This window comes from Pseudomonas sp. (assembly GCF_035497915.1).
Lineage (GTDB): Bacteria > Pseudomonadota > Gammaproteobacteria > Pseudomonadales > Pseudomonadaceae > Serpens.
The window spans coordinates 35,096-53,536 of the sequence record NZ_DATJCS010000030.1 but is presented as its reverse complement, the minus strand read 5'-3'; the positions used below and the strand labels follow the sequence as shown (position 1 = coordinate 53,536).

Annotated in this window: 15 protein-coding genes and 1 pseudogene; 11 read left to right on the top strand and 5 right to left on the bottom strand. The window is 68.2% G+C overall.

Annotated features, from left to right (window positions below):
• The first annotated feature begins 2 nt into the window (after nucleotides 1-2).
• From VL129_RS09305 to VL129_RS09290, 4 genes are read left to right on the top strand one after another with little or no spacing between them, the layout of a single operon-like run.
• The gene (locus VL129_RS09305) at nucleotides 3-1,007 is read left to right on the top strand and encodes a polysaccharide deacetylase family protein (RefSeq protein ID WP_325412359.1); all 1,005 of its coding nucleotides are present in this window, start codon (nucleotides 3-5) and stop codon (nucleotides 1,005-1,007) included.
• The gene (locus VL129_RS09300) at nucleotides 1,004-2,326 is read left to right on the top strand and encodes a lipopolysaccharide biosynthesis protein (protein ID WP_325412358.1); all 1,323 of its coding nucleotides are present in this window, start codon (nucleotides 1,004-1,006) and stop codon (nucleotides 2,324-2,326) included. The genes VL129_RS09305 and VL129_RS09300 overlap by 4 nt, the downstream gene beginning before the upstream one ends.
• The gene (locus tag VL129_RS09295) at nucleotides 2,305-4,224 is read left to right on the top strand and encodes a hypothetical protein (RefSeq protein WP_325412356.1); all 1,920 of its coding nucleotides are present in this window, start codon (nucleotides 2,305-2,307) and stop codon (nucleotides 4,222-4,224) included. Before VL129_RS09300 ends, VL129_RS09295 begins: the two co-directional genes overlap by 22 nt.
• Entirely contained in the window at nucleotides 4,221-4,907 is a 687-nt protein-coding gene (locus tag VL129_RS09290) for a GNAT family N-acetyltransferase (RefSeq protein ID WP_325412354.1), read from the top strand. The genes VL129_RS09295 and VL129_RS09290 overlap by 4 nt, the downstream gene beginning before the upstream one ends.
• Before the next feature lie 13 nt (nucleotides 4,908-4,920).
• Here the strand turns inward: VL129_RS09290 and VL129_RS09285 are convergent, their stop codons facing one another.
• The gene (locus VL129_RS09285; RefSeq protein ID WP_325412352.1) at nucleotides 4,921-6,096 is read right to left on the bottom strand and encodes a GNAT family N-acetyltransferase; all 1,176 of its coding nucleotides are present in this window, start codon (nucleotides 6,094-6,096) and stop codon (nucleotides 4,921-4,923) included.
• A 261-nt stretch (nucleotides 6,097-6,357) separates the two neighbouring features.
• Between VL129_RS09285 and VL129_RS09280 the strand changes: the two genes are divergently transcribed.
• The gene (locus VL129_RS09280) at nucleotides 6,358-7,479 is read left to right on the top strand and encodes a GNAT family N-acetyltransferase (protein ID WP_325412350.1); all 1,122 of its coding nucleotides are present in this window, start codon (nucleotides 6,358-6,360) and stop codon (nucleotides 7,477-7,479) included.
• Nucleotides 7,476-8,237, top strand: a complete 762-nt coding sequence (locus VL129_RS09275; protein ID WP_325412348.1) for a ChbG/HpnK family deacetylase — start codon at nucleotides 7,476-7,478, stop codon at nucleotides 8,235-8,237. The genes VL129_RS09280 and VL129_RS09275 overlap by 4 nt, the downstream gene beginning before the upstream one ends.
• Here VL129_RS09275 and VL129_RS09270 read toward each other — a convergent pair.
• Complete coding sequence (locus tag VL129_RS09270) at nucleotides 8,231-8,620, bottom strand: RNA-binding S4 domain-containing protein (RefSeq protein WP_325412346.1); 390 nt, start codon at nucleotides 8,618-8,620, stop codon at nucleotides 8,231-8,233. The genes VL129_RS09275 and VL129_RS09270 overlap by 7 nt on opposite strands.
• Nucleotides 8,621-8,720: 100 nt before the next feature.
• Here VL129_RS09270 and rimB point away from each other — a divergent pair, with 100 nt between their 5' ends.
• Nucleotides 8,721-9,188 carry a retropepsin-like aspartic endopeptidase RimB gene (gene rimB, locus VL129_RS09265; protein ID WP_325412344.1) on the top strand — a complete coding sequence of 156 codons (468 nt, stop codon included), beginning with the start codon at nucleotides 8,721-8,723 and terminating at the stop codon, nucleotides 9,186-9,188.
• Nucleotides 9,185-10,090 (top strand): 30S ribosomal protein S6--L-glutamate ligase, encoded by a 906-nt coding sequence (gene rimK / locus VL129_RS09260; protein ID WP_325412342.1) that lies wholly within the window; start codon nucleotides 9,185-9,187, stop codon nucleotides 10,088-10,090. The genes rimB and rimK overlap by 4 nt, the downstream gene beginning before the upstream one ends.
• A gap of 120 nt (nucleotides 10,091-10,210) precedes the next feature.
• Here the strand turns inward: rimK and VL129_RS09255 are convergent, their stop codons facing one another.
• Nucleotides 10,211-11,527: an ATP-binding protein gene (locus VL129_RS09255; RefSeq protein WP_325412339.1), complete on the bottom strand. Its 1,317-nt coding sequence runs from the start codon at nucleotides 11,525-11,527 to the stop codon at nucleotides 10,211-10,213.
• Between the two features lie 16 nt (nucleotides 11,528-11,543).
• Nucleotides 11,544-12,278 carry an osmolarity response regulator transcription factor OmpR gene (ompR, locus tag VL129_RS09250; RefSeq protein WP_325412337.1) on the bottom strand — a complete coding sequence of 245 codons (735 nt, stop codon included), beginning with the start codon at nucleotides 12,276-12,278 and terminating at the stop codon, nucleotides 11,544-11,546.
• Between the two features lie 188 nt (nucleotides 12,279-12,466).
• Between ompR and VL129_RS09245 the strand changes: the two are divergent.
• The 3 genes and pseudogenes from VL129_RS09245 (at nucleotide 12,467) to gshA (ending at nucleotide 16,876) form a co-directional block, all read left to right on the top strand.
• A pseudogene (locus VL129_RS09245) lies at nucleotides 12,467-14,790 on the top strand (Tex family protein).
• Nucleotide 14,791: 1 nt separating this feature from the next.
• The gene (locus tag VL129_RS09240) at nucleotides 14,792-15,181 is read left to right on the top strand and encodes a PaaI family thioesterase (protein WP_325412335.1); all 390 of its coding nucleotides are present in this window, start codon (nucleotides 14,792-14,794) and stop codon (nucleotides 15,179-15,181) included.
• Nucleotides 15,182-15,292: 111 nt separating this feature from the next.
• On the top strand, nucleotides 15,293-16,876 hold the full coding sequence (gene gshA / locus VL129_RS09235; RefSeq protein ID WP_325412333.1) for a glutamate--cysteine ligase: 1,584 nt from the start codon (nucleotides 15,293-15,295) through the stop codon (nucleotides 16,874-16,876).
• Between the two features lie 18 nt (nucleotides 16,877-16,894).
• Here the strand turns inward: gshA and VL129_RS09230 are convergent, their stop codons facing one another.
• On the bottom strand, nucleotides 16,895-18,439 hold the full coding sequence (locus VL129_RS09230) for a methyl-accepting chemotaxis protein (protein ID WP_325412331.1): 1,545 nt from the start codon (nucleotides 18,437-18,439) through the stop codon (nucleotides 16,895-16,897).
• Nucleotides 18,440-18,441: the final 2 nt, after the last annotated feature.

The following is an 18,441-nucleotide window of genomic DNA, read 5'->3' as shown; positions in this document are numbered from 1 at the left end:
AAATGAACCTCAGACAGGCCTTCAAGGCCGGTGCCGGCTGGCTTTATCTGCATACCCCCGTGCCCCAGCGCGTGCAGGCCGAGGGGGTGATCCTCATGCTGCACCGGGTTATCGCCGACGACCGCGCCGCGGCCCTGCCGCACCGCAACGAACTGTGCCTGGGCAGCGCAACCTTCGAACGGTTGTTGTGCTGGCTGCGCCGCCATTTCGACTGCGTGCCGCTGATGGAGCTGCTCGACCCGCATGCCGCGCCGGCCAATCGCCTGCGCGTGGCCCTGACCTTCGATGACGGCTGGCGGGACAACGCCACCCAGGCCTTCCCGCTGCTGCAGCGCTACCAGATGCCGGCCAGCATCTTCCTGTCCACCGACTTCATCGGCAGTCCGCGACCCTTCTGGTGGGAGAGCATCGGCGAAACCCTGTGGGGCACCTACGGCTCCTCCGCCCGCGATGCGCTGTGCGCGCGGTTACGGGACTCCGGGGTCGAGGTGCCTGCGGCGCTGTGCGACGGGAGCGTCGATTACCCGCGCAGCCTGACGCTGGCGCATTACCTGCAACGTCTCAAGCAACTGCCGGCCGGGCTGCTGCAGGCCCTGGCCGATCAGTGCCCCGACAGCCCAGAACCCCAGGCGCTCGACTGGCAACAGGTGCGCCAGCTGGAAGATTCCGGCCTCGTTCGCTTCGGTCCGCACGGCGCCAGCCACGCCATCCTGACCGGGCTGGATCCTGCCCAGCTGGAGCGGGAACTGCACGACAGCAGCAGCCTGCTGCGCCAACGCTGCCGACGGCCATTACCGGTGTACTGCTACCCCAACGGCGATCACAACGAACAGATTCGTCGGCAACTGGTCCGTCACCATGACTACCGCCATGCCCTGAGCACCCGACCGGGCCTGTTCAGCGGCCGTGGCGACAACCTGGCCCTGCCGCGCATCGGCGTCAGCCAGCACACCGCCCGCCGCCCGGAACTGCTGGCCTGGCGCATGCTGTCGAGTGGCCGCCCATGAGTCGTTCGCGCTTCATCCGCCACATGCTGCAGAGCGTGGGCACCAGCCTGGCCATGCTGGTCCTGCGCCTGCTGCGCAACATTCTGCTGGCGCGCATTCTCGGCCCCGCGGACCGCGGCCTGTTCGCGCTGCTCAGCGCCATGCCGGAGATGATCAGCGCCGCCACCAGCGGCGGCCTGAATACCGCACTGAGTTACCAGGCGGCCCGGCAACGCCCCATGGGCGCGCTGCTTGCCCAGGTACTGGTCTACGGCTGCCTCTTCTCGGCGCTGGCCACCGGGCTTGGCGTCGTGCTGTTGCAGCAGTTCGGCCAGGATCTGGAAATCACCCGGGAACTCGGCGCGCTCGCCTGGCTGTTGCTGCTGGTGGTCCCGCTGTTCGTGATGAAAAGCGCCCTGCTCAACCTGCACAACGCCGACGGCAAGGTCGGGGCCTTCAACAGCCTGCGCCTGATCGAGTCGCTGGTTCCCCTGGTGCTGTTCCTGGGTCTGTTCCTGATGTGGCAACGCTTCGCCCTGGAAGCGGCGGTCATCAGCTGGATCGGCGGCCTGGCGCTGGTGGCGATCGTCGGCCTGTGCCTGCTGGGCCGTTATCACCGCATCCGGCTGCGCTGGAGCCACGACACCCGCAGTGAGATGTGGCAGTTCGGCAGCAAAAGCCACCCGGACATTCTTTTCCAGCAGATTCTCATGCGCTCGGATTACCTGCTGATCGGCCTGCTGCTCGACAGTGAAGCGCTGGGCTACTACGCCATGGCCAGCGCCGCCGCCGAGCTGCTGATCATCGTCCCGGAGGCGGTGACCACACCGCTGATGAAGCGCCTGCTGCAACAGGGCGAGGGCATCGATGAGCTGACGCCGCTGGCCCTGCGCCTGACCGGCACGGCCATGCTCGCCGCCTGTCTGGGCATGGCGCTGATCGGCGAATGGCTGATCGTGCTGTTGTTCGGCAGCGCCTATCAGCCGGCCTATCCGGCACTGCTGGCCCTGCTGCCCGGCATCTTCAGCCTGTGTTACGCGAGCATTCTGCACCTCGACCTGCTCGGCAAGCAGAAGCCCGGCACCCTGTCGCTGATGGCGGGCATCGCCGCCGCGCTCAACCTGCTGCTGACCTACCTGCTGATTCCGCACTGGGGCATCGTCGGCGCGGCCTATGCCTCCTCGCTGGCCTACAGCCTGCTGACCCTGGGCATGTTGTGGCTGTACTGCCGACTCAGCGGCGTGGCGCTGGCCAACACCCTGCTGATCCTGCCCAGCGACTTGCGCTTCCTGTTCAACCACCTGCGACGGAGACCGGTATGCGAAGCCGATGGACTCTGATCGGAATACTGCTCGCCAGCCTGCAGCCAGTTGCCCATGGCCTGGAGTGGTCGGGCATTCGTGACGGCGCGCTGTACCTGCAACCCGCCGTCGACGAGCCGTTGCGGATCGGCTGGGAGCCGGCCTGGCAGGCCGATGCCAACCAGGAGCGCCTGTACCTGCAGGACGGCGATGGCCGGCTGCTGCAGCGCTTCGAGATTGCCGCCGGCGAGCAACGCGGAACGCGTGAATGGCCGTTGCGCGCCGCGGGCAGCGGCTACCGTCTGGAAATCCCCGGCTACAGCTTCCGGCGTTACCAGGTCAGGCATGGTGAGCAGACCGCCTCGCTGTTCGAGCCGGTGAAGCTGCACTTCAGCATTGAGGCCGGCCGCGACCAGACGCTGTTCTTTCGCATTCCGGCCGGCGTTGCCGCTCAACTGGGCGGCAAGTATCACGGCGGTGTCCACGCCCTGAGCGCCGAACGGCTGAGCGACGGCGTCCAGGTGCACCTGAAGTTGCAACGCCATGCGCTGTATCCGCGCAGCGATCTGGTCAGCCTGCCGGTCTCGGCCCAGGACCAGGTCTGGCGCCTGCGCCTGCATGGCAAGGGCAAGGCGGCGTTCTGGCTGGACGGCACCGACAACCTGTTCGCCCAGCGCCCCGAGCACCTGTACCAGCCCGGCCGGACAGCCGGCCGGGTGCGCCTGGCGCTGCACGACCGGGTGCTCGGCCCTACGCCGAAACTCGGCGTGGCATTGCCGTACAGCCTGCCCGAGGATGCCACCCTGCTGGGCACCCTGCGCCCGCAAGCCGGCGGCCATTACAGCTTCGTCAATGTCATGGCCCGCAACCCGCGCCATGAGCAGCGCTTTCGCCCGCTCTTCCGGCACCGGTACGGCATCGCCCATGACATAACCTTGCTGGCAAAAACCGGGCGGGTAGCCGATCTGGACCTCGACGCGACGAGTCGCGCAGGCCTGCAGGCCTGGCTGGACAGCACCGCGAGCCTGGGTAGCGGCGGCCGCCATTACCTGTCCATGGCGGACGAGCCCAATCTCAACTATTCCAGTTATGCGCGCTTCTCGACCTATTTCCGGGAAATGGCCAGACAGGTGCGCGCCCACCCCCGCGCCCACGACGCCGGCATCCGCATCGCCATCCCGGCCTCCTCACGGCTGGTCAATGGTCCGACCATGGACAACGCCAGCGAGCGGCGCGGCATCGACTGGGCCAGGAAGTTGCTGGAGGAGCACGAACCGCTGATCGACGCCCTGGCCTGGCACGAATGGATGGTGCGCGACCTGCGCGCCACCGAGTGGTACCGCCACAGCGTGCGCCAGGCCGCCGATCTGGTCGGCTACGCCCCGGACGGCAGGCCCCGCAAGGCGCTGCTGATCGACCAGACCAACCTGTCCAGCGGCAACACCGTCAGCCCCTACGAGCAGGACACCCGGTTCGCCGCGCTCTGGTGGGCTTCGGTGGCCATCCAGGCCTCGCAGGACGGCCTGCTGGACATGCTCAACTGGTTCCTGCTGGCCGACGACGAGCAGCACTTCAAGGGGCTGCTGCGTCTGGAGGACGGCGATCGCTACAGCCTGCGGCCGGTTGGCCAGGCCATGGTCTTCATGCTCGGGCACTGGGGTGAACAGGTGCTCGCGCTCGACAACGATGCCTTCGAGCTCGACGCGCTGGCCACGCGCAGCGGGTCAAGCATGAACCTGCTGGGCGTGAACAAGGTCGCGCGCATCCAGCAGGTACGCCTCGAGTTCGCCGGCATTCCCTGCTCGGGACACGATCCGCCGCGCCTCACGCTGTTCGGCGACGAGTCCCGAATTCCGTCGCCCCGCTGTGAGGACGCCGCATGGCGTTTCGAAATCCCGGGCGAAACCCTGTTCGCACTGACCTGGGAGCAGCCATGAAGATTCACGAACTCAACCACAAGCTGCGGCGCAAGGGATGGCGAGGCGCGTTGCGCCTGTTTCGCGAACGCTTCATCTATGCCCACAACGAACTGCACTGGTTCGCCCGCGAGCTAAACCAGGCGCCGCTGCAGCTGCCGCGGCGCCATGCGTGGCGCTTTCTGGACATCAGCCCGCGCATGCTGCCCGCCTTCCGGCGCCACTTTCCCAACCAGGTCGGGGTGATGGCCGATCTGCTGGCCCAACCCGACCTGCACGGCTACGCCGCCCTGGATTCGTTCGGCGACGTCTGTGCCTTCATGTGGATCAGCCCGCGCGACTACTACGATGGTCACTATTTTCGCAGCTGGTTTCCGGTGGCGCCCGGCGATGCCTACCTGTTCGCCCTGGAGATCGCCCCCACTCACCGGGGCAGCGCGCTGTTCCTGGGCGGCCAGGATTATCTCTGGCAACTACTGGGCAGTCGTGGCTACAAGCGCGCGGTGGCGGTGGTGGACTGCCGCAACCGCATCATGCTGCGGCTGATGGAGCGCCTGGGCTTCCACGAGGACGGGCGCAAGGTGCATGCGCATACCCTGTTCGGTGGCATGCGCTTCACCGTGCAACCCGCCCGGCCCCAGCCGGCCATCCCGGTCGAGCGACCGCGCCTGCTGCCCGGCGGCAAGCCCGGGGGCGGCTGGTAGGGCGCGCGGTCGCTCAGTCGCTCGACTGCGCCTGGGCCAGGCGCTTGCGTCGCTGACGCAGGCGCTTGAGCCTGGCGGACATCCACAGCCCCACCCAGGCCAGGCCCTGTGTGCAGGCCGTCAGATCGCTGAGGGTGCGCCGGTCCGGATAGAGGCGGTTCAGCAGCGCATTGTCGGGCGCCGCACAGGAATCCAGCCATTCCACCCCGCGCGGGTCGGCAAAGGTCTGCCGGGCATTTTCGAGCTCCAGCAATACCCCCGGCGCGTAGCGCGCATAGTCCTCGTCATAGGCGGTCTTGAAGGCATAGCGTCCCGGCGGCGCGAGAAAATCGCAGAGCATGGCCACGGGGCGCCCATCCAGGCTCATGCGCATCATCACCAGCAATCCGCGCGCATGGGCGCTGCGCGCGGTTTCCTCGAAGAAGCGCCGACATTCGGCCCGGCTGCCCAGCGCGGTGCCCTCCCGGCCTTTCCAGCCCTTGAGTTCCAGGGCGATGAACGCGTCCAGCCAGGTCTGCAGGTCCTCGGCGTCGGGCCCCAATACCTGCACCCTCAGTTCGCCCAGCTCGGCCAGGCGCTCCTGCAGGCGCCGGTATTCACGGTGCTTCTTGGCCGGCGTGCGTTGCAGGAACGCCTCCAGCCCCACGTTCAGACGCAGCAAGGCACGCTGCACCGGCGCGCTCTGCTGGTAACGCAGTCCGCGCCCGCGCAGGGCGGGGCCGAGCTCGCGCAGCCACACGCCCTCGCTGTCCAGGCCGCGCAGACTCAGCAGCGGATGGCGGAACCGCCGCTGCTGCAGCCAGGCCGCGAAACTCCGAGCCACCTCGCCTTCCCGGCCGCGACACAGCAACGGCTCGGCGGAAAAGCAGTAGCGGTGCTGGTAGCTGTGCAGGGAAGTCACCAGGCCGCCGCAGGTTCTTTCGAACAGCGGCAGCACGCCGTCGAGCACCTCTCCCTCGCCGTTGCGCAGGAACAGCAGCACCCGCAGCGCCTGCCCCCCGCGCAAATGACGTACCGCCGGAAGCAGCGCCCAGGGCGCGTAGAACACGTTGGGGTCGGCGGCGTGCTCGACCAGCCGCTCCCAGGCCGGCACATGGCGGGCCAGCTCGGCGGGGTCGGCGACCTCGACAATCCGGTGTGCGCGGTGTGTCGACGTCGGGAGATCGGCGGTTGCGGAGAGGTCGGTCATTTCTTGCGTCCTTGCAGAAATAGGTGGCATCGCCCCGAAAGCCAGGCCACGCCGGGGCTCGGGCGAACTCTAGTCAAGCCGTGGCGGCCCGGGAGGGGATGCCGACCAGTGTCGGTTTTTCGTCAGGCGGTCACTGTTCCGGCCGTCCCTGGCCCCGCCGTGACGGAAAAAGCCTGCTATAAAAGGTGCTGCCCGTGCAGCAGGGAAGTCGCGCCGGCTGGTTACCACAGCTCACTTTTCACACAGCCAGAGCGATCGGTCATGGATTACCGCTTCCAATGGTGTGCCTCGTTGTCCGCACCCGAGTTTCCCGCCCAGGCTTATGCACAACTGTGCGAGCGCCTGCCCCATCACACGCCGTTCAACCACCTGGCCTGGCTGCTCGCCGCCGAGCACAGCCTGCTGCCGGAGCAGCGCCTGCACGTCCTGCTGGCCTGGAACGGCGATCAGTTGCACCTGTGCCTGCCGCTGGTCACCTTCCGCGAATCGCGCTTCGGGCTGAGCTGGACCACCCTGCGGCATCTGGGCTACCCGATGACCGACCGGCTGGCCCTGCTCTGCCTGCTCGATGAACCGGGCCTGAGCCAGGCGCTGGAGGCGATCCGTGAGCGGCTGCCGCATACCGTGCTGCAGCTCGCCGAATTCACTAACGACACCAATACCCAGCGCTGCATGCGGCACTGGGCCCACATGAGCTCCAGTCATCATTGCCACCTGAGCTGCCGCGCTCCGTACCATTTCATTTCCGCGCAGAACCAGGAACCCCACCGCAACGTGCGCTACAAGCTGCGCAAGGCGCGCAAGCGCAGCGAGGAAATCGGCGCGGTGATCCGCCGCGTCACCCCGGATGCCGCATCCATCGGCGGGCTGCTGGAAAGCCTCGCCGCCGTCGAGGAACGCAGCTGGAAGGGCCAGGAGGAGGTGGGCATTTTCTGCGAGCCCCGCGGACGCTGGATGCGTGAGGCCTTCACCGCGCTGGCCGCGAGCGGCCTGGTGCGCGTGGTCATGCTCGAACACGAGGGGCGCTGCATCAGCTATCGCCTCGGCCTGCTGCACCACGGGCGGCTGTACGACTACAACCTGGCTTTCCTGCCGGAATATGCCGACCTCAGCGGCGGCCGCCTGCTGCTGGACGAATGGATCCAGTGGGGCTTCGAGGAGGGCTGGCGCTGGATCGACGCCTCGCGGATCAGCCGCAGCGGCTCGACGCATCAGTTGCACGAACGCATGAACGGCCAGGTCGAACACCTGCGCTGGAGCTTCTACTCCTGGCGGCCGTCCGGAATTCTCATGGGCCTGGCGCATCGCGTCTGGGAGTGGCGCAAGCAGCGGCGCAGCGGCGAAGCCGTGAGCGGCGAGCCCTTGCCGGGGGCGGGCCAATGATCCAGCGCGTCATCATCAACGCCGACGACTTTGGCCTCAGCCAGGACGAGAACCGCACCATCATCGACGCCTTCCAGCAGGGGCTGATCAGCTCGGCGACGCTGATGGCCAACATGCCGGCGTTCGTCGAGGCCTGCGCGCTGGCCCGTGAGCAGGGCTTGCTGGGGCGCATCGGCCTGCATTTCAACCTGACCTACGGGCGACCGCTGAGCGCGGCCATTCGCACCCAGCCGCTCCTGTGCAACGCCGCCGGGGAATTCGACCTGAACCTGCCGCGCCATCGCCTGTGGCTGCCGGGAGCGACCCGCCAGGCCATCGCGGCGGAACTGCAGGCGCAATGGCAGCGCTGCCTGGAGCACGGCATCCGTCCCAGCCATATCGACTCGCACCAGCACGTGCACAACATCCTGCCGGTGGGCGAAGTGGTGGCCCGGTTCGCCGCCCGCCAGGGCGTGCCGGTGCGTCTGGCCCGCAACCTGGGACGCAACCTCACGCCGCCCAAGCGCCTGTTCAAGGCGCTGCTCAATTGGCGGCTGCGCCGCCTGGGACATGCCAGCGCCGACCATGTGTGCACGCCGCTCGACCTGCACCACGGCCTGCTGCCCGGTGGCGGAGTGCTGGAAGTGATCGCCCATCCGTACCCGCTGCGCCAGGGCTTCGGCGATGCCTACCTGGAACAGGACCAGTCGCTGGGTGAAGTGCTGGCTCGCCGCCTGGATGGCGTGCCGCGCATCGCCTACAGCGCGCTGGCTCAGTAGTCGTCGAGGAAACGGTGAATCTGCCGGCGCTGTTTCTTGGTCGGCCGTCCGTCGGTCTCGATGCCCAGGGCGCCGGCCTGGCGCTGCCGCGCGGCCTCCTCGCGCCGCGCGACGCTCTCCTCGGTTTCCTGGTACAGCAGCTGCGCCTCCGGCGCACCCCGGCGCACGTCGGAGAGCGCCAGCACGCGCACGGTGCGTTCGTCGAAGCCGGTGCGGATCAGGTATTCCTCGCCGACCTTCGGCTCCTTGCCCGGCTTGCAGCGCTCGCCCCGGTGCTGCACCTTGCCGCCCTCGATGGCCGCCTTGGCCAGGGCGCGGGTCTTGAAGAAGCGGGCCGCCCACAGCCATTTGTCCAGGCGAACCTTGTCGTCACGTTCGTTCATGTTTTCTCCAGACGCGTTCGCGCAGAAAACGGCTCCGACGCGGCCGTGCGCGAAACGGGGACAGGCCCTAGAATGCCGGAAATTTCCCGGGGAGGCCGCCATGAAGACGTTCGACCACCTCAGCGTCATCGGATTGCGCGAATGGATCTGCCTGCCGGACCTGGGCCTGGTCGGCCTGCGCGCCAAGATCGACACCGGCGCCGGCACCTCGGCGCTGCATGCCAGCGACATCCAGCCGTTCAGCCACGAAGGCGAGGACTGGGTGCGCTTCACCGCGCATATCGGCACGCTGGTGCAGCGCCGGCATCGCTGCGAGGCGCCGCTGGTGGCGGTGAAGAAGATCAAAAGCTCCAACGGCCAGACCCAGCTGCGCTACATGATCCGCACCCGCCTGACCCTTGGCGACCGAACCTGGCCAGTCCACTTCACCCTGACCTGTCGCCGCAACATGCGCTACCGGGTGCTGCTCGGCGCCAAGGCGCTGATCGACGGCCAACTGGTGGTCAATCCCTCCCAAGCCTACGTGCAGGACAAGCCCCTGCTCCCCAACCTCACCGGTGCGCCATGAAGATCGCCATCCTGTCCCGCAATCCCAACCTGTATTCGACGCGCCGTCTGGTGGAGGCCGGCGTGCAGCGCGGCCACGAGGTGCAGGTGATCGACACCCTGCGCGCCTACATGAACATCGCCAGCCACAAGCCGCAGATCCATTACCGGGGCAAGCCGCTGGAGGGCTTCGACGCGGTGATCCCGCGCATCGGCGCCTCGGTGACCTTCTACGGCTGCGCGGTGCTGCGCCAGTTCGAAATGATGGGCGTGTTCCCGCTCAACGAGTCGGTGGCGATCAGCCGCTCGCGGGACAAGCTGCGCTCGCTGCAGCTGCTGTCGCGCAAGGGCATCGGCCTGCCGGTGACCGGCTTCGCCCACTCGCCGGACGACATTCCCGACCTGATCGCGATGGTTAACGGCGCACCGCTGGTCATCAAGGTGCTGGAAGGCACCCAGGGCATCGGCGTGGTGCTCTGCGAAACGGCCAAGGCCGCCGAGTCGGTGATCGAGGCGTTCATGGGCCTCAAGCAGGACATCATGGTGCAGGAGTACATCCAGGAGGCCGGCGGCGCCGACATCCGCTGCTTCGTGGTGGGCGACCGAGTGATCGCCTCCATGAAGCGCCAGGCCAAACCCGGCGAGTTCCGCTCCAACCTGCATCGCGGCGGCAGCGCCAGCCTGATCAAGATCACCCCCGAGGAGCGCTCCACCGCCATCCGCGCGGCGCGGGTGATGGGCCTGAACGTCGCCGGGGTGGACATCCTGCGTTCCAACCACGGCCCGCTGGTGATGGAGGTGAATTCCTCGCCCGGCCTGGAAGGCATCGAGTCGACCACCGGCAAGGACATCGCCGGGCTGGTCATCGAATACCTGGAAAAGAACGCCTGCCCCGGGTCGACGCGCACGCGCGGCAAGGGCTGATCCGGAACCTGTAGGAGCGGCTTCAGCCGCGATGCTTTTCGGGTCCGCCCCCAAGGCCATTCGCGGCTGAAGCCGCTCCTACAAAAATAAAAAACAAAAGCAGCGCCGTGCCGCTTTCGCTCAGCCCGCCTCGCGCGGCAGCAGCAGACCCAGCGGCAGGCAGACCCGCGCCTCCAGGCCGCCGCCTTGGCGGTTGCGCAACTCCACGTGGCCGCCGTGCAGCGCGGCGATGCGCTTGACGATCGCCAGGCCCAGCCCGGTGCCGGTGCCGCCCCGGGCGCGGTCGCCACGGATGAAGGGATTGAAGATGTCGTTCAGCTCGTGCTCGGCCAGGCCCGGGCCCCGATCCTGCACGCTGAGCAGCACGAAGGGCGCGCCCGGATCGCCGGCCAGCCGCGCCTCGACCCGCACGTCCTGACCGCCGTAGCGCAGGGCGTTCTCGATCAGGTTGGTGAGCAGGCGCTTGATGGAAATGCGCCGCAGCGGCACGGGCGGAATACCCGCCTGCACGGCCAGTTGCACCTGTTCCTGCTGCTGGTTGTAGGGCGCCACGGTTTCGCGCACCAGCTCGGCCAGGTCCAGATCCTCCACCGGCTCGTCGCGCCCGTCGCGGATGAAGGCCAGGAACTGGTCGAGGATGGCATCCATGTCCTCGATGTCGCGCACCATGTCCTCGGTCAGTTCCGAGTCGGTACCCAGCAGTTCCAGCGACAGGCGCAGGCGGGTCAGCGGCGTGCGCAGGTCATGGGACACGCCGGCCAGCATCAGCTCGCGCTCGCCGGCGGCCTTTTCCACGTCCGCCGCCATCTGGTTGAACGCCCGATACACCTCGGTGAGTTCGTTCGGCGTGTCGCTGATCGGCAAGCGCACGCTGCGCCCACGGCCCACCTGGCGGGCGGCGTAGACCAGTCGCTTGAGCGGCGCATTGAGCATGCGCACGAAGATCCAGGCCGCCGCGGTGGACAGCAGGCCGATGCCCAGGAACCAGCCGAGCACATTCCAGATGCGCTGGCCGCGCAACGGGGAAGGGTACATGGGCACTCGCAGCCAGTCCGGCCCCAGACTCGGCGCAAGCACCCAGAGCGCCGGCGAACCGAGGGCGCGCAGGCGCACCTGGGTCTCCGGGCCGAGTTCATCCTGCATCTGCCGGGCGAAGATGTCGCTGTACGGCCAGTGCTGCTCGCCGTCCGGCACCTGGGCGCGTGGCGCGATGCGCAGACCGGCGGCCGCGGCGATCCTCGCCCGCTCCGCCTCCGGCGCCGCCCAGTAGGCGCGCACGGTCAGCGCCGCGCCGTGGCTGTACTGGCGGTCGAACAGCACGTCCTCGTTCATCATCAGGTACACCAGCGTGAGTACCTTGGAGAACAGCACGACGATCAGCACCATCCACAGGGTGCGCGCGAAGAAGCTCTGCGGGAACCAGAACGGGGTGCTCATGCGCGGCGCGCTCGGCTCACTTGCTGCCATCCGGGACGAACACGTAGCCCACGCCCCACACCGTCTGGATGTAGCGCGGCTTGGACGGATCCGGCTCGATCAGTCGGCGCAGGCGCGAGATCTGCACGTCGATGGAGCGCTCCAGGGCGTCCCATTCGCGGCCGCGCGCCAGGTTCATCAGCTTGTCGCGGGTCAGCGGTTCGCGGGCGTGCTGCACCAGGGTCTTGAGCACGGCGAATTCGCCGGTGGTGAGCATCTGCACCTGGTCGCCCTTCTTCAGCTCGCGGGTGGCCAGGGACAGCTGGTAGTCGCCGAAGCTGACCACCTCGTCCTCGCTGGCCGGCGCGCCGGGCACCAGCGGCGCCTGGCGGCGCAGCACCGCCTTGATGCGCGCCAGCAGCTCGCGCGGGTTGAACGGCTTGGCCAGGTAATCGTCGGCGCCGCCTTCCAGCCCCTGGATGCGGCTGGCCTCGTCGCCCTTGGCGGTGAGCATGATGATCGGCACCTGGTTGTTCTTCTCGCGCAGCCGGCGACAGGCCGACAGGCCGTCCTCGCCGGGCAGCATCAGGTCGAGCACCACCAGATTGAACAGTTCGCGGGCCAGCAGGCGGTCCATCTGCTCGACGTTCTCCACGGTGCGGACCCGGTAGCCCTGTTCGTCGAGGAAGCGTTCCAGCAGACGGCGCAGGCGCGCGTCGTCGTCGACTACCAGGATCTTTTCGCCATCGCTGGCGGTTGCCGTGCTGCTCATCGGAACTCCCGAGATAATGTGCGGCGCATTATGGCGCAGCCCCATCGGCGCCAAGTCCGGCCATTGTTAACAGATTTTTCCTCTGCTGGCCCGGCCGCCGCGTTTGCCGCGCCGGGCGCGCGGCTGGTTATACTCCCGCCCTTTCGCGCAGGCCCGGCCTGCTTGCCTTGATCCACCCAGGAAATCATATGGATATCAACGCCCGCATCGCCGAAGAACTGGCCGTACGCCCGCAGCAGGTGGCCGCCGCCGTGGCCCTGCTCGACGAAGGTTCGACCGTGCCCTTCATTGCCCGCTACCGCAAGGAAGTCACCGGCAGCCTGGACGACACCCAGCTGCGCCATCTGGAAGAACGCCTGCGCTACCTGCGCGAACTGGAGGAACGCCGTGGCGCGATCCTGGCCAGCATCGAGGAGCAGGGCAAGCTGACCGCCGAGCTGAAGCGCGAAATCCAGCTGGCCGACACCAAGACCCGCCTGGAAGACCTCTACCTGCCCTACAAGCAGAAGCGCCGCACCAAGGGGCAGATCGCCCTGGAAGCCGGCCTCGGCGAACTGGCCGACGCACTGTTCGGCAATCCGGAACTGAACCCGGAGGGCGAGGCCGAGCGCTTCATCGACGCCGAGAAGGGCTTCGCCGATGTGAAGGCCGTGCTGGAAGGCGCCAAGTACATCCTCATGGAGCGCTTCGCCGAAGACGCCACGCTGCTCGACCGGCTGCGCACCTTCCTGAAGAACGAAGCCACCCTCAGCGCCCGCCTGGTGCCCGGCAAGGAAACCGAAGGCGCCAAGTTCAGCGACTACTTCGAGCACGACGAACGCTTCAAGGGCGTGCCGTCGCACCGCGCGCTGGCGATCTTCCGTGGCCGCAACGAGGGCGTGCTGAGCATCGCCCTCAAGGTCGGCGACGAGGCGCCGGGCACCATGCATCCGGGCGAAGTGATGATCGGCGAGCATTTCGGCATCGCCAGCCGGGGCCGCGCCGCCGACAAGTGGCTGGCCGAGGTGGTGCGCTGGACCTGGAAGGTCAAGCTCTACACCCACCTGGAAACCGACCTGTTCGGCGAGCTGCGCGAGCAGGCCGAGGACGAGGCCATTTCCGTGTTCGCCCGCAACCTGCACGACCTGCTGCTCGCCGCCCCGGCCGGCCCGCGTGCCGTGCTGGCGCTGGACCCGGGCCTGCGCACCGGCTGCAAGGTGGCGGTGGTGGATGCCACCGGCAAGCTGCTGGACACCGCCACCGTCTACCCGCACGCGCCGCGCAACGACTGGGACGGCACCCTGGCCGTGCTGGCCAAGCTGTGCGCCAAGCACGGCGTGGACCTGATCGCCATCGGCAACGGCACCGCCAGCCGCGAAAGCGACAAGCTGGCCGGTGAGCTGATCAAGAAGGTGCCGGGCCTGAAGCTCACCAAGATCATGGTCAGCGAAGCCGGCGCCTCGGTGTATTCGGCCTCCGAACTGGCCGCCCGCGAATTCCCCGATCTGGACGTGTCGCTGCGCGGCGCGGTGTCCATCGCGCGCCGCCTCAGGACCCGCTGGCCGAGCTGGTGAAGATCGAGCCCAAGGCCATCGGTGTCGGCCAGTACCAGCACGACGTGTCGCAGCTGAAGCTGGCGCGCTCGCTGGACGCGGTGGTCGAGGACTGCGTGAACGCCGTCGGCGTGGACGTCAACACCGCCTCCGCCGCGCTGCTGGCGCGCATTTCCGGCCTGAACGCCACCCTGGCGCAGAACATCGTGCAGTTCCGCGACGCCAACGGCGCGTTCACGTCGCGCAACGACCTGAAGAAGGTGCCGCGCCTGGGCGACAAGACCTTCGAACAGGCCGCCGGCTTCCTGCGCGTGATGAACGGCGACAACCCGCTGGACGCCTCCGCCGTGCACCCGGAAACCTACCCGCTGGTGCAGCGCATCGCCGCCGGCACCGAGCGCGACATCCGCTCGCTGATCGGCGATTCGGCGTTCCTCAAGCGCCTCGATCCGGCCAAGTTCACCGACGAGCGCTTCGGCCTGCCGACCGTGACCGACATCCTCAAGGAGCTGGACAAGCCCGGCCGCGACCCGCGCCCCGAGTTCAAGACCGCCGAGTTCCAGGACGGCGTGGAAACGCTCAAGGACCTGGTGCCCGGCATGGTGCTCGAAGGCGTGGTGACCAACGTGACCAACTTCGGCGCCTTCGTCGACATCGGCGTGCATCAGGACGGCCTGGTGCACGTCTCGGCGCTGTCGGAGAAGTTCGTCAAGGACCCCTACGAGGTGGTCAAGGCCGGCGACATCGTCAAGGTCAAGGTCATGGAGGTGGACATCCCGCGCCAGCGCGTCGGCCTGTCCATGCGCCTGTCCGACACCCCCGGCGAGAAGGTCGATGGACAGCGGGGCGGGCAATCCCGGGGCGGCAACAACCGCGGCGGCCAGCCGCGCAGCGAGCGCCATTCCGCGCAGGAAAAGCCGGCGCCGACCAATGCCGCCATGGCGTCGCTGTTCGCCAACGCCAAGCAGTTGAGGAAGTAACGTGAGCGTGCAGGACGAAGCCATCGGCAAGAGCAGCGCCTTCGGGCGCCTGCTCGGCCTGGATATCATCAGGGTCGAGAAGGGCGAAGCGCTGCTGCGCCTGGCCATGCACGACGGCCTGCGCAACCTGCACGGCAAGCTGCACGGCGGCGCGCTGTTCTCGCTGATCGACTCCAGCATGGGCCAGGCCAGCCACAGCCTGGGCGACGGCACGCCGAACACGGTCACCCTGGAATGCAAGGTGAACTACATCCGCAGCGTGAGCGACGGCGAGCTGGTCTGCCGTGCCTGGGTCGTGCACGGTGGCCGGCGCACCCAGGTCATCGAGGCGGAGGTGCACCAGGGCGACAAGCTGGTGGCCAAGGCCCAGGCCACTTTCGCCTGCCTGTAACCCTTCCCGTCCGGCGGCCGGTCGCGCGATGCGGCGAACGGCCGCCGCGCCCTTGTAGTCGCGCGGGTCCAACCTCATATTGGGTCGATCCCTGCGTGTAGGAATTCATAATTGAGCGAGCAACTCACCCGTCGCCTGGCCCTGCTGGGCGAGCCGGCTCATCTGCCCCTGCTGGGCCAGGCGCTGCACGGCATCGAACGCGAGACCCTGCGGGTCGATGAACAGGGCCGGCTGGCCCTCACCGCGCACCCGTCCGCCCTGGGCTCGGCGCTGACCCACGAGCAGATCACCACCGATTATTCCGAGGCGCTGCTGGAGTTCATCACCGGCACCAGCGCCGATCCGGCGCAGACCCTCGACGAGCTGGAACGCATCCACCGTTTCACCAGCGGCAAGCTCGACGGCGAATACCTGTGGAGCGCCTCCATGCCCGGCCCGCTGCCGGACGAGGCGGACATTCCCATCGCCCGCTATGGCAGCTCCCACACCGGCCGGCTGAAGTACGTCTACCGCAAGGGCCTGGCGCTGCGCTACGGCAAGACCATGCAGTGCATCGCCGGCATCCACTACAACTACTCGCTGCCCGAGGCGCTGTGGGCGCTGCTCAGGACGGCCGAGCACGACAGCCGCGACGCGCGTGACTATCAGTCGGCGCGCTACATCGGCCTGATCCGCAACTTCCGCCGCTACAGCTGGCTGCTGATGTACCTGTTCGGCGCCTCGCCGGCGCTGGACGCCAACTTCCTGCGCGGGCGCAGCCACCAGTTGCAGCAGCTGGACGCCGACACCCTGTACCTGCCGTGGGCCACCAGCCTGCGCATGAGCGACCTGGGCTACCAGAACAACGCCCAGGCCGGCATGACGCCCTGCTACAACGACCTGGACAGCTACACCGAGAGCCTGCTGAACGCCGTTTCCACGCCCTATCCGCCCTACGTGGCGCTGGGCACGAAGAAGGACGGCGAATGGCTGCAACTGAACACCAACCTGCTGCAGATCGAGAACGAGTACTACTCGAGCATCCGTCCCAAGCGCGTCACCGCCCCGGGCGAGCGCCCGCTGCAGGCGCTGCTGGCGCGCGGCGTGCAGTATGTCGAGGTGCGCTGCCTGGACATCGATCCGTTCCTGCCGCTGGGCATCGATCTGCCGGAGGCGCTGTTCCTCGATACCTTCCTGCTCTACTGCGCGCTGCAGGACAGCCCGCTGCTGGTGGATGGCGAGTGCGGCCGCTGCACCGCCAACTTCCTGAAGACCGCCACCGAGGGCCGCCGTCCGGGCCTGCACCTGCTGAAGGGCAAGCAACCGGTGGAACTGCGCCAGTGGGCCGACGAGCTGCTGGAGGCCATGCGTCCGGTGGCCGAGCTGCTCGACCGCGCGCGCGGCGGCCACGGCCATGTCCAGGCGCTGCAGGCCCAGCGGGCCAAGGTGGAGGATGCCGAGCTGACGCCGTCGGCGCGGGTGCTGGCCAGCCTGCGCGCGCGCGGCGAAAGCTTTACCGCCTTCGCCCAGCGGCAGAGCCGCGAACACGCCCGGGCGTTTCTCGCCACGCCGCTGGCGGCGGACGAGCAGGCGCGCTTCGAGGCGCTGGCACGCGAGTCGCTGCTCGCCCAGCAGCGTATCGAGGCGACGGACGAGGGTGATTTCGACAGCTTCGTGGCCGCCTACCAGGCCAGCCTGCTGAACGTCGCGAGCTGATCCGGGCGCCGCACCGGATCAGGTGCGGAAGTGCCCGACCAGCACCTTCAGGTCGTTGCCCAGGCGTTCCAGCTCGCCACTGGCGGCCGTCATCTCCTCCGAGGCGCGTGCCGAGCGCTCGGCGGCCTCGCGCACGCTCGACACGCTGCGATTGACCTCGTCGGCCATGCCGTTCTGTTCGCCGGCGGCGCTCTGGATCCGCGAGCTCACCTGCTGGATGTCAGCCACCTGCCGGGTGATGGTGTCCAGCGAGGCGCCCATGTTGCGCACGCCATCGACACTCAGGCGGGTCTGCTCGACGCTGGCGCGCATGCTCTGCGCGCTGTGCATGGCAATCTCCTGCAGCGCGGCGATCAACTGATCGATTTCCGCCGAGGACTGCTGGGTACGCTGCGCCAGGCTGCGCACCTCGTCGGCCACCACCGCGAAGCCGCGACCGGCCTCGCCGGCGCGCGCCGCCTCGATGGCCGCATTGAGCGCCAGCAGGTTGGTCTGGTCGGCAACGGCCTTGATCACGCCCAGCACTCCGCCGATGCGTTCGCTTTCCTGCTGCAGGCGGGTCATCGAGCCGGCCGCCTGGTCGACTTCCCGGGCCAGCGCCTCGATCTGCCCGAGCGCCTGGCGCGACAGCCCGGCGGCGCCCTGCGCCTGCCGGTCCGCGTCGCGGGCCGCTTCGGCGGCGCCTTCGGCGTTGCGTTCCACGTCTCCCACGGTGCGCGACAGCTCGTGCATGGCGCGGTTGACCCGGTCGGTTTCACTGCGCTGCAGGGAAATGCCGGCCAGGGTCTCCTGGCTGACGGCGGCCATCTGGGTGACCGAGGTGGCCAGGCGTTCGGAGCCGCTGCCGATCTTGCCGATCACCGTGCGCAGGCTGTGGCTCATGTCGTTCAGCGCGCGCAGCAACACCCCCAGTTCATCGCCCCGCGCGCTGTGCAGTTCGACGGTGAGGTCGCCCTCGGCGATGCGCTTGGCGGCCTGCACGGCCTGCTGCAGGGGCAGGATCAGGTGGCGGCCGATACCCAGCGCGGTCAGCGCGCCGATCAGCAGCGCCACCAGGGTGATCACCGCCAGCAGGGTGCCGGTCTGCCGCACCCGCTCGGCGCCGCGCGCTTCCTCGGCGTAATACAGGGTATTGATGCCATCCTGCAGGCTGAGCAGCTGTTCGTTGGCGGCCTGCACGGCGGCAGTGTCCTGCGCCTGACGGCGCCGCTGGGCATAGCCCTCCAGCCCGGCCTGCAGGGCCTGCGCGGCCGCCTGGTCCTCGGCTGGCCAGTCGCCGCTGGCGATGCCGGCGAGAATGCCGCCGAGCACCTTGCGCAATTCCGCCAGGTGCTCGTCGTGCTGCGCAACATGCTCGGGGGCGCGGGTGAGGGCGAAATTGAAGTTGGCTTCGCGGGCGTAGACGCTTTCATCGAACAGCAGGCTGACCTGGCCGATGCGCGCAAAGGACTCCCCGCTGCTGTGCAGACCGGAAAAGCCCACTGACGCCAGCATCAGGGAAAGAACCAGCAGCAGGCCGAAACCCAGGCCGAGTTTGCGCGTGACAGTAAGATGCTGACGCATTG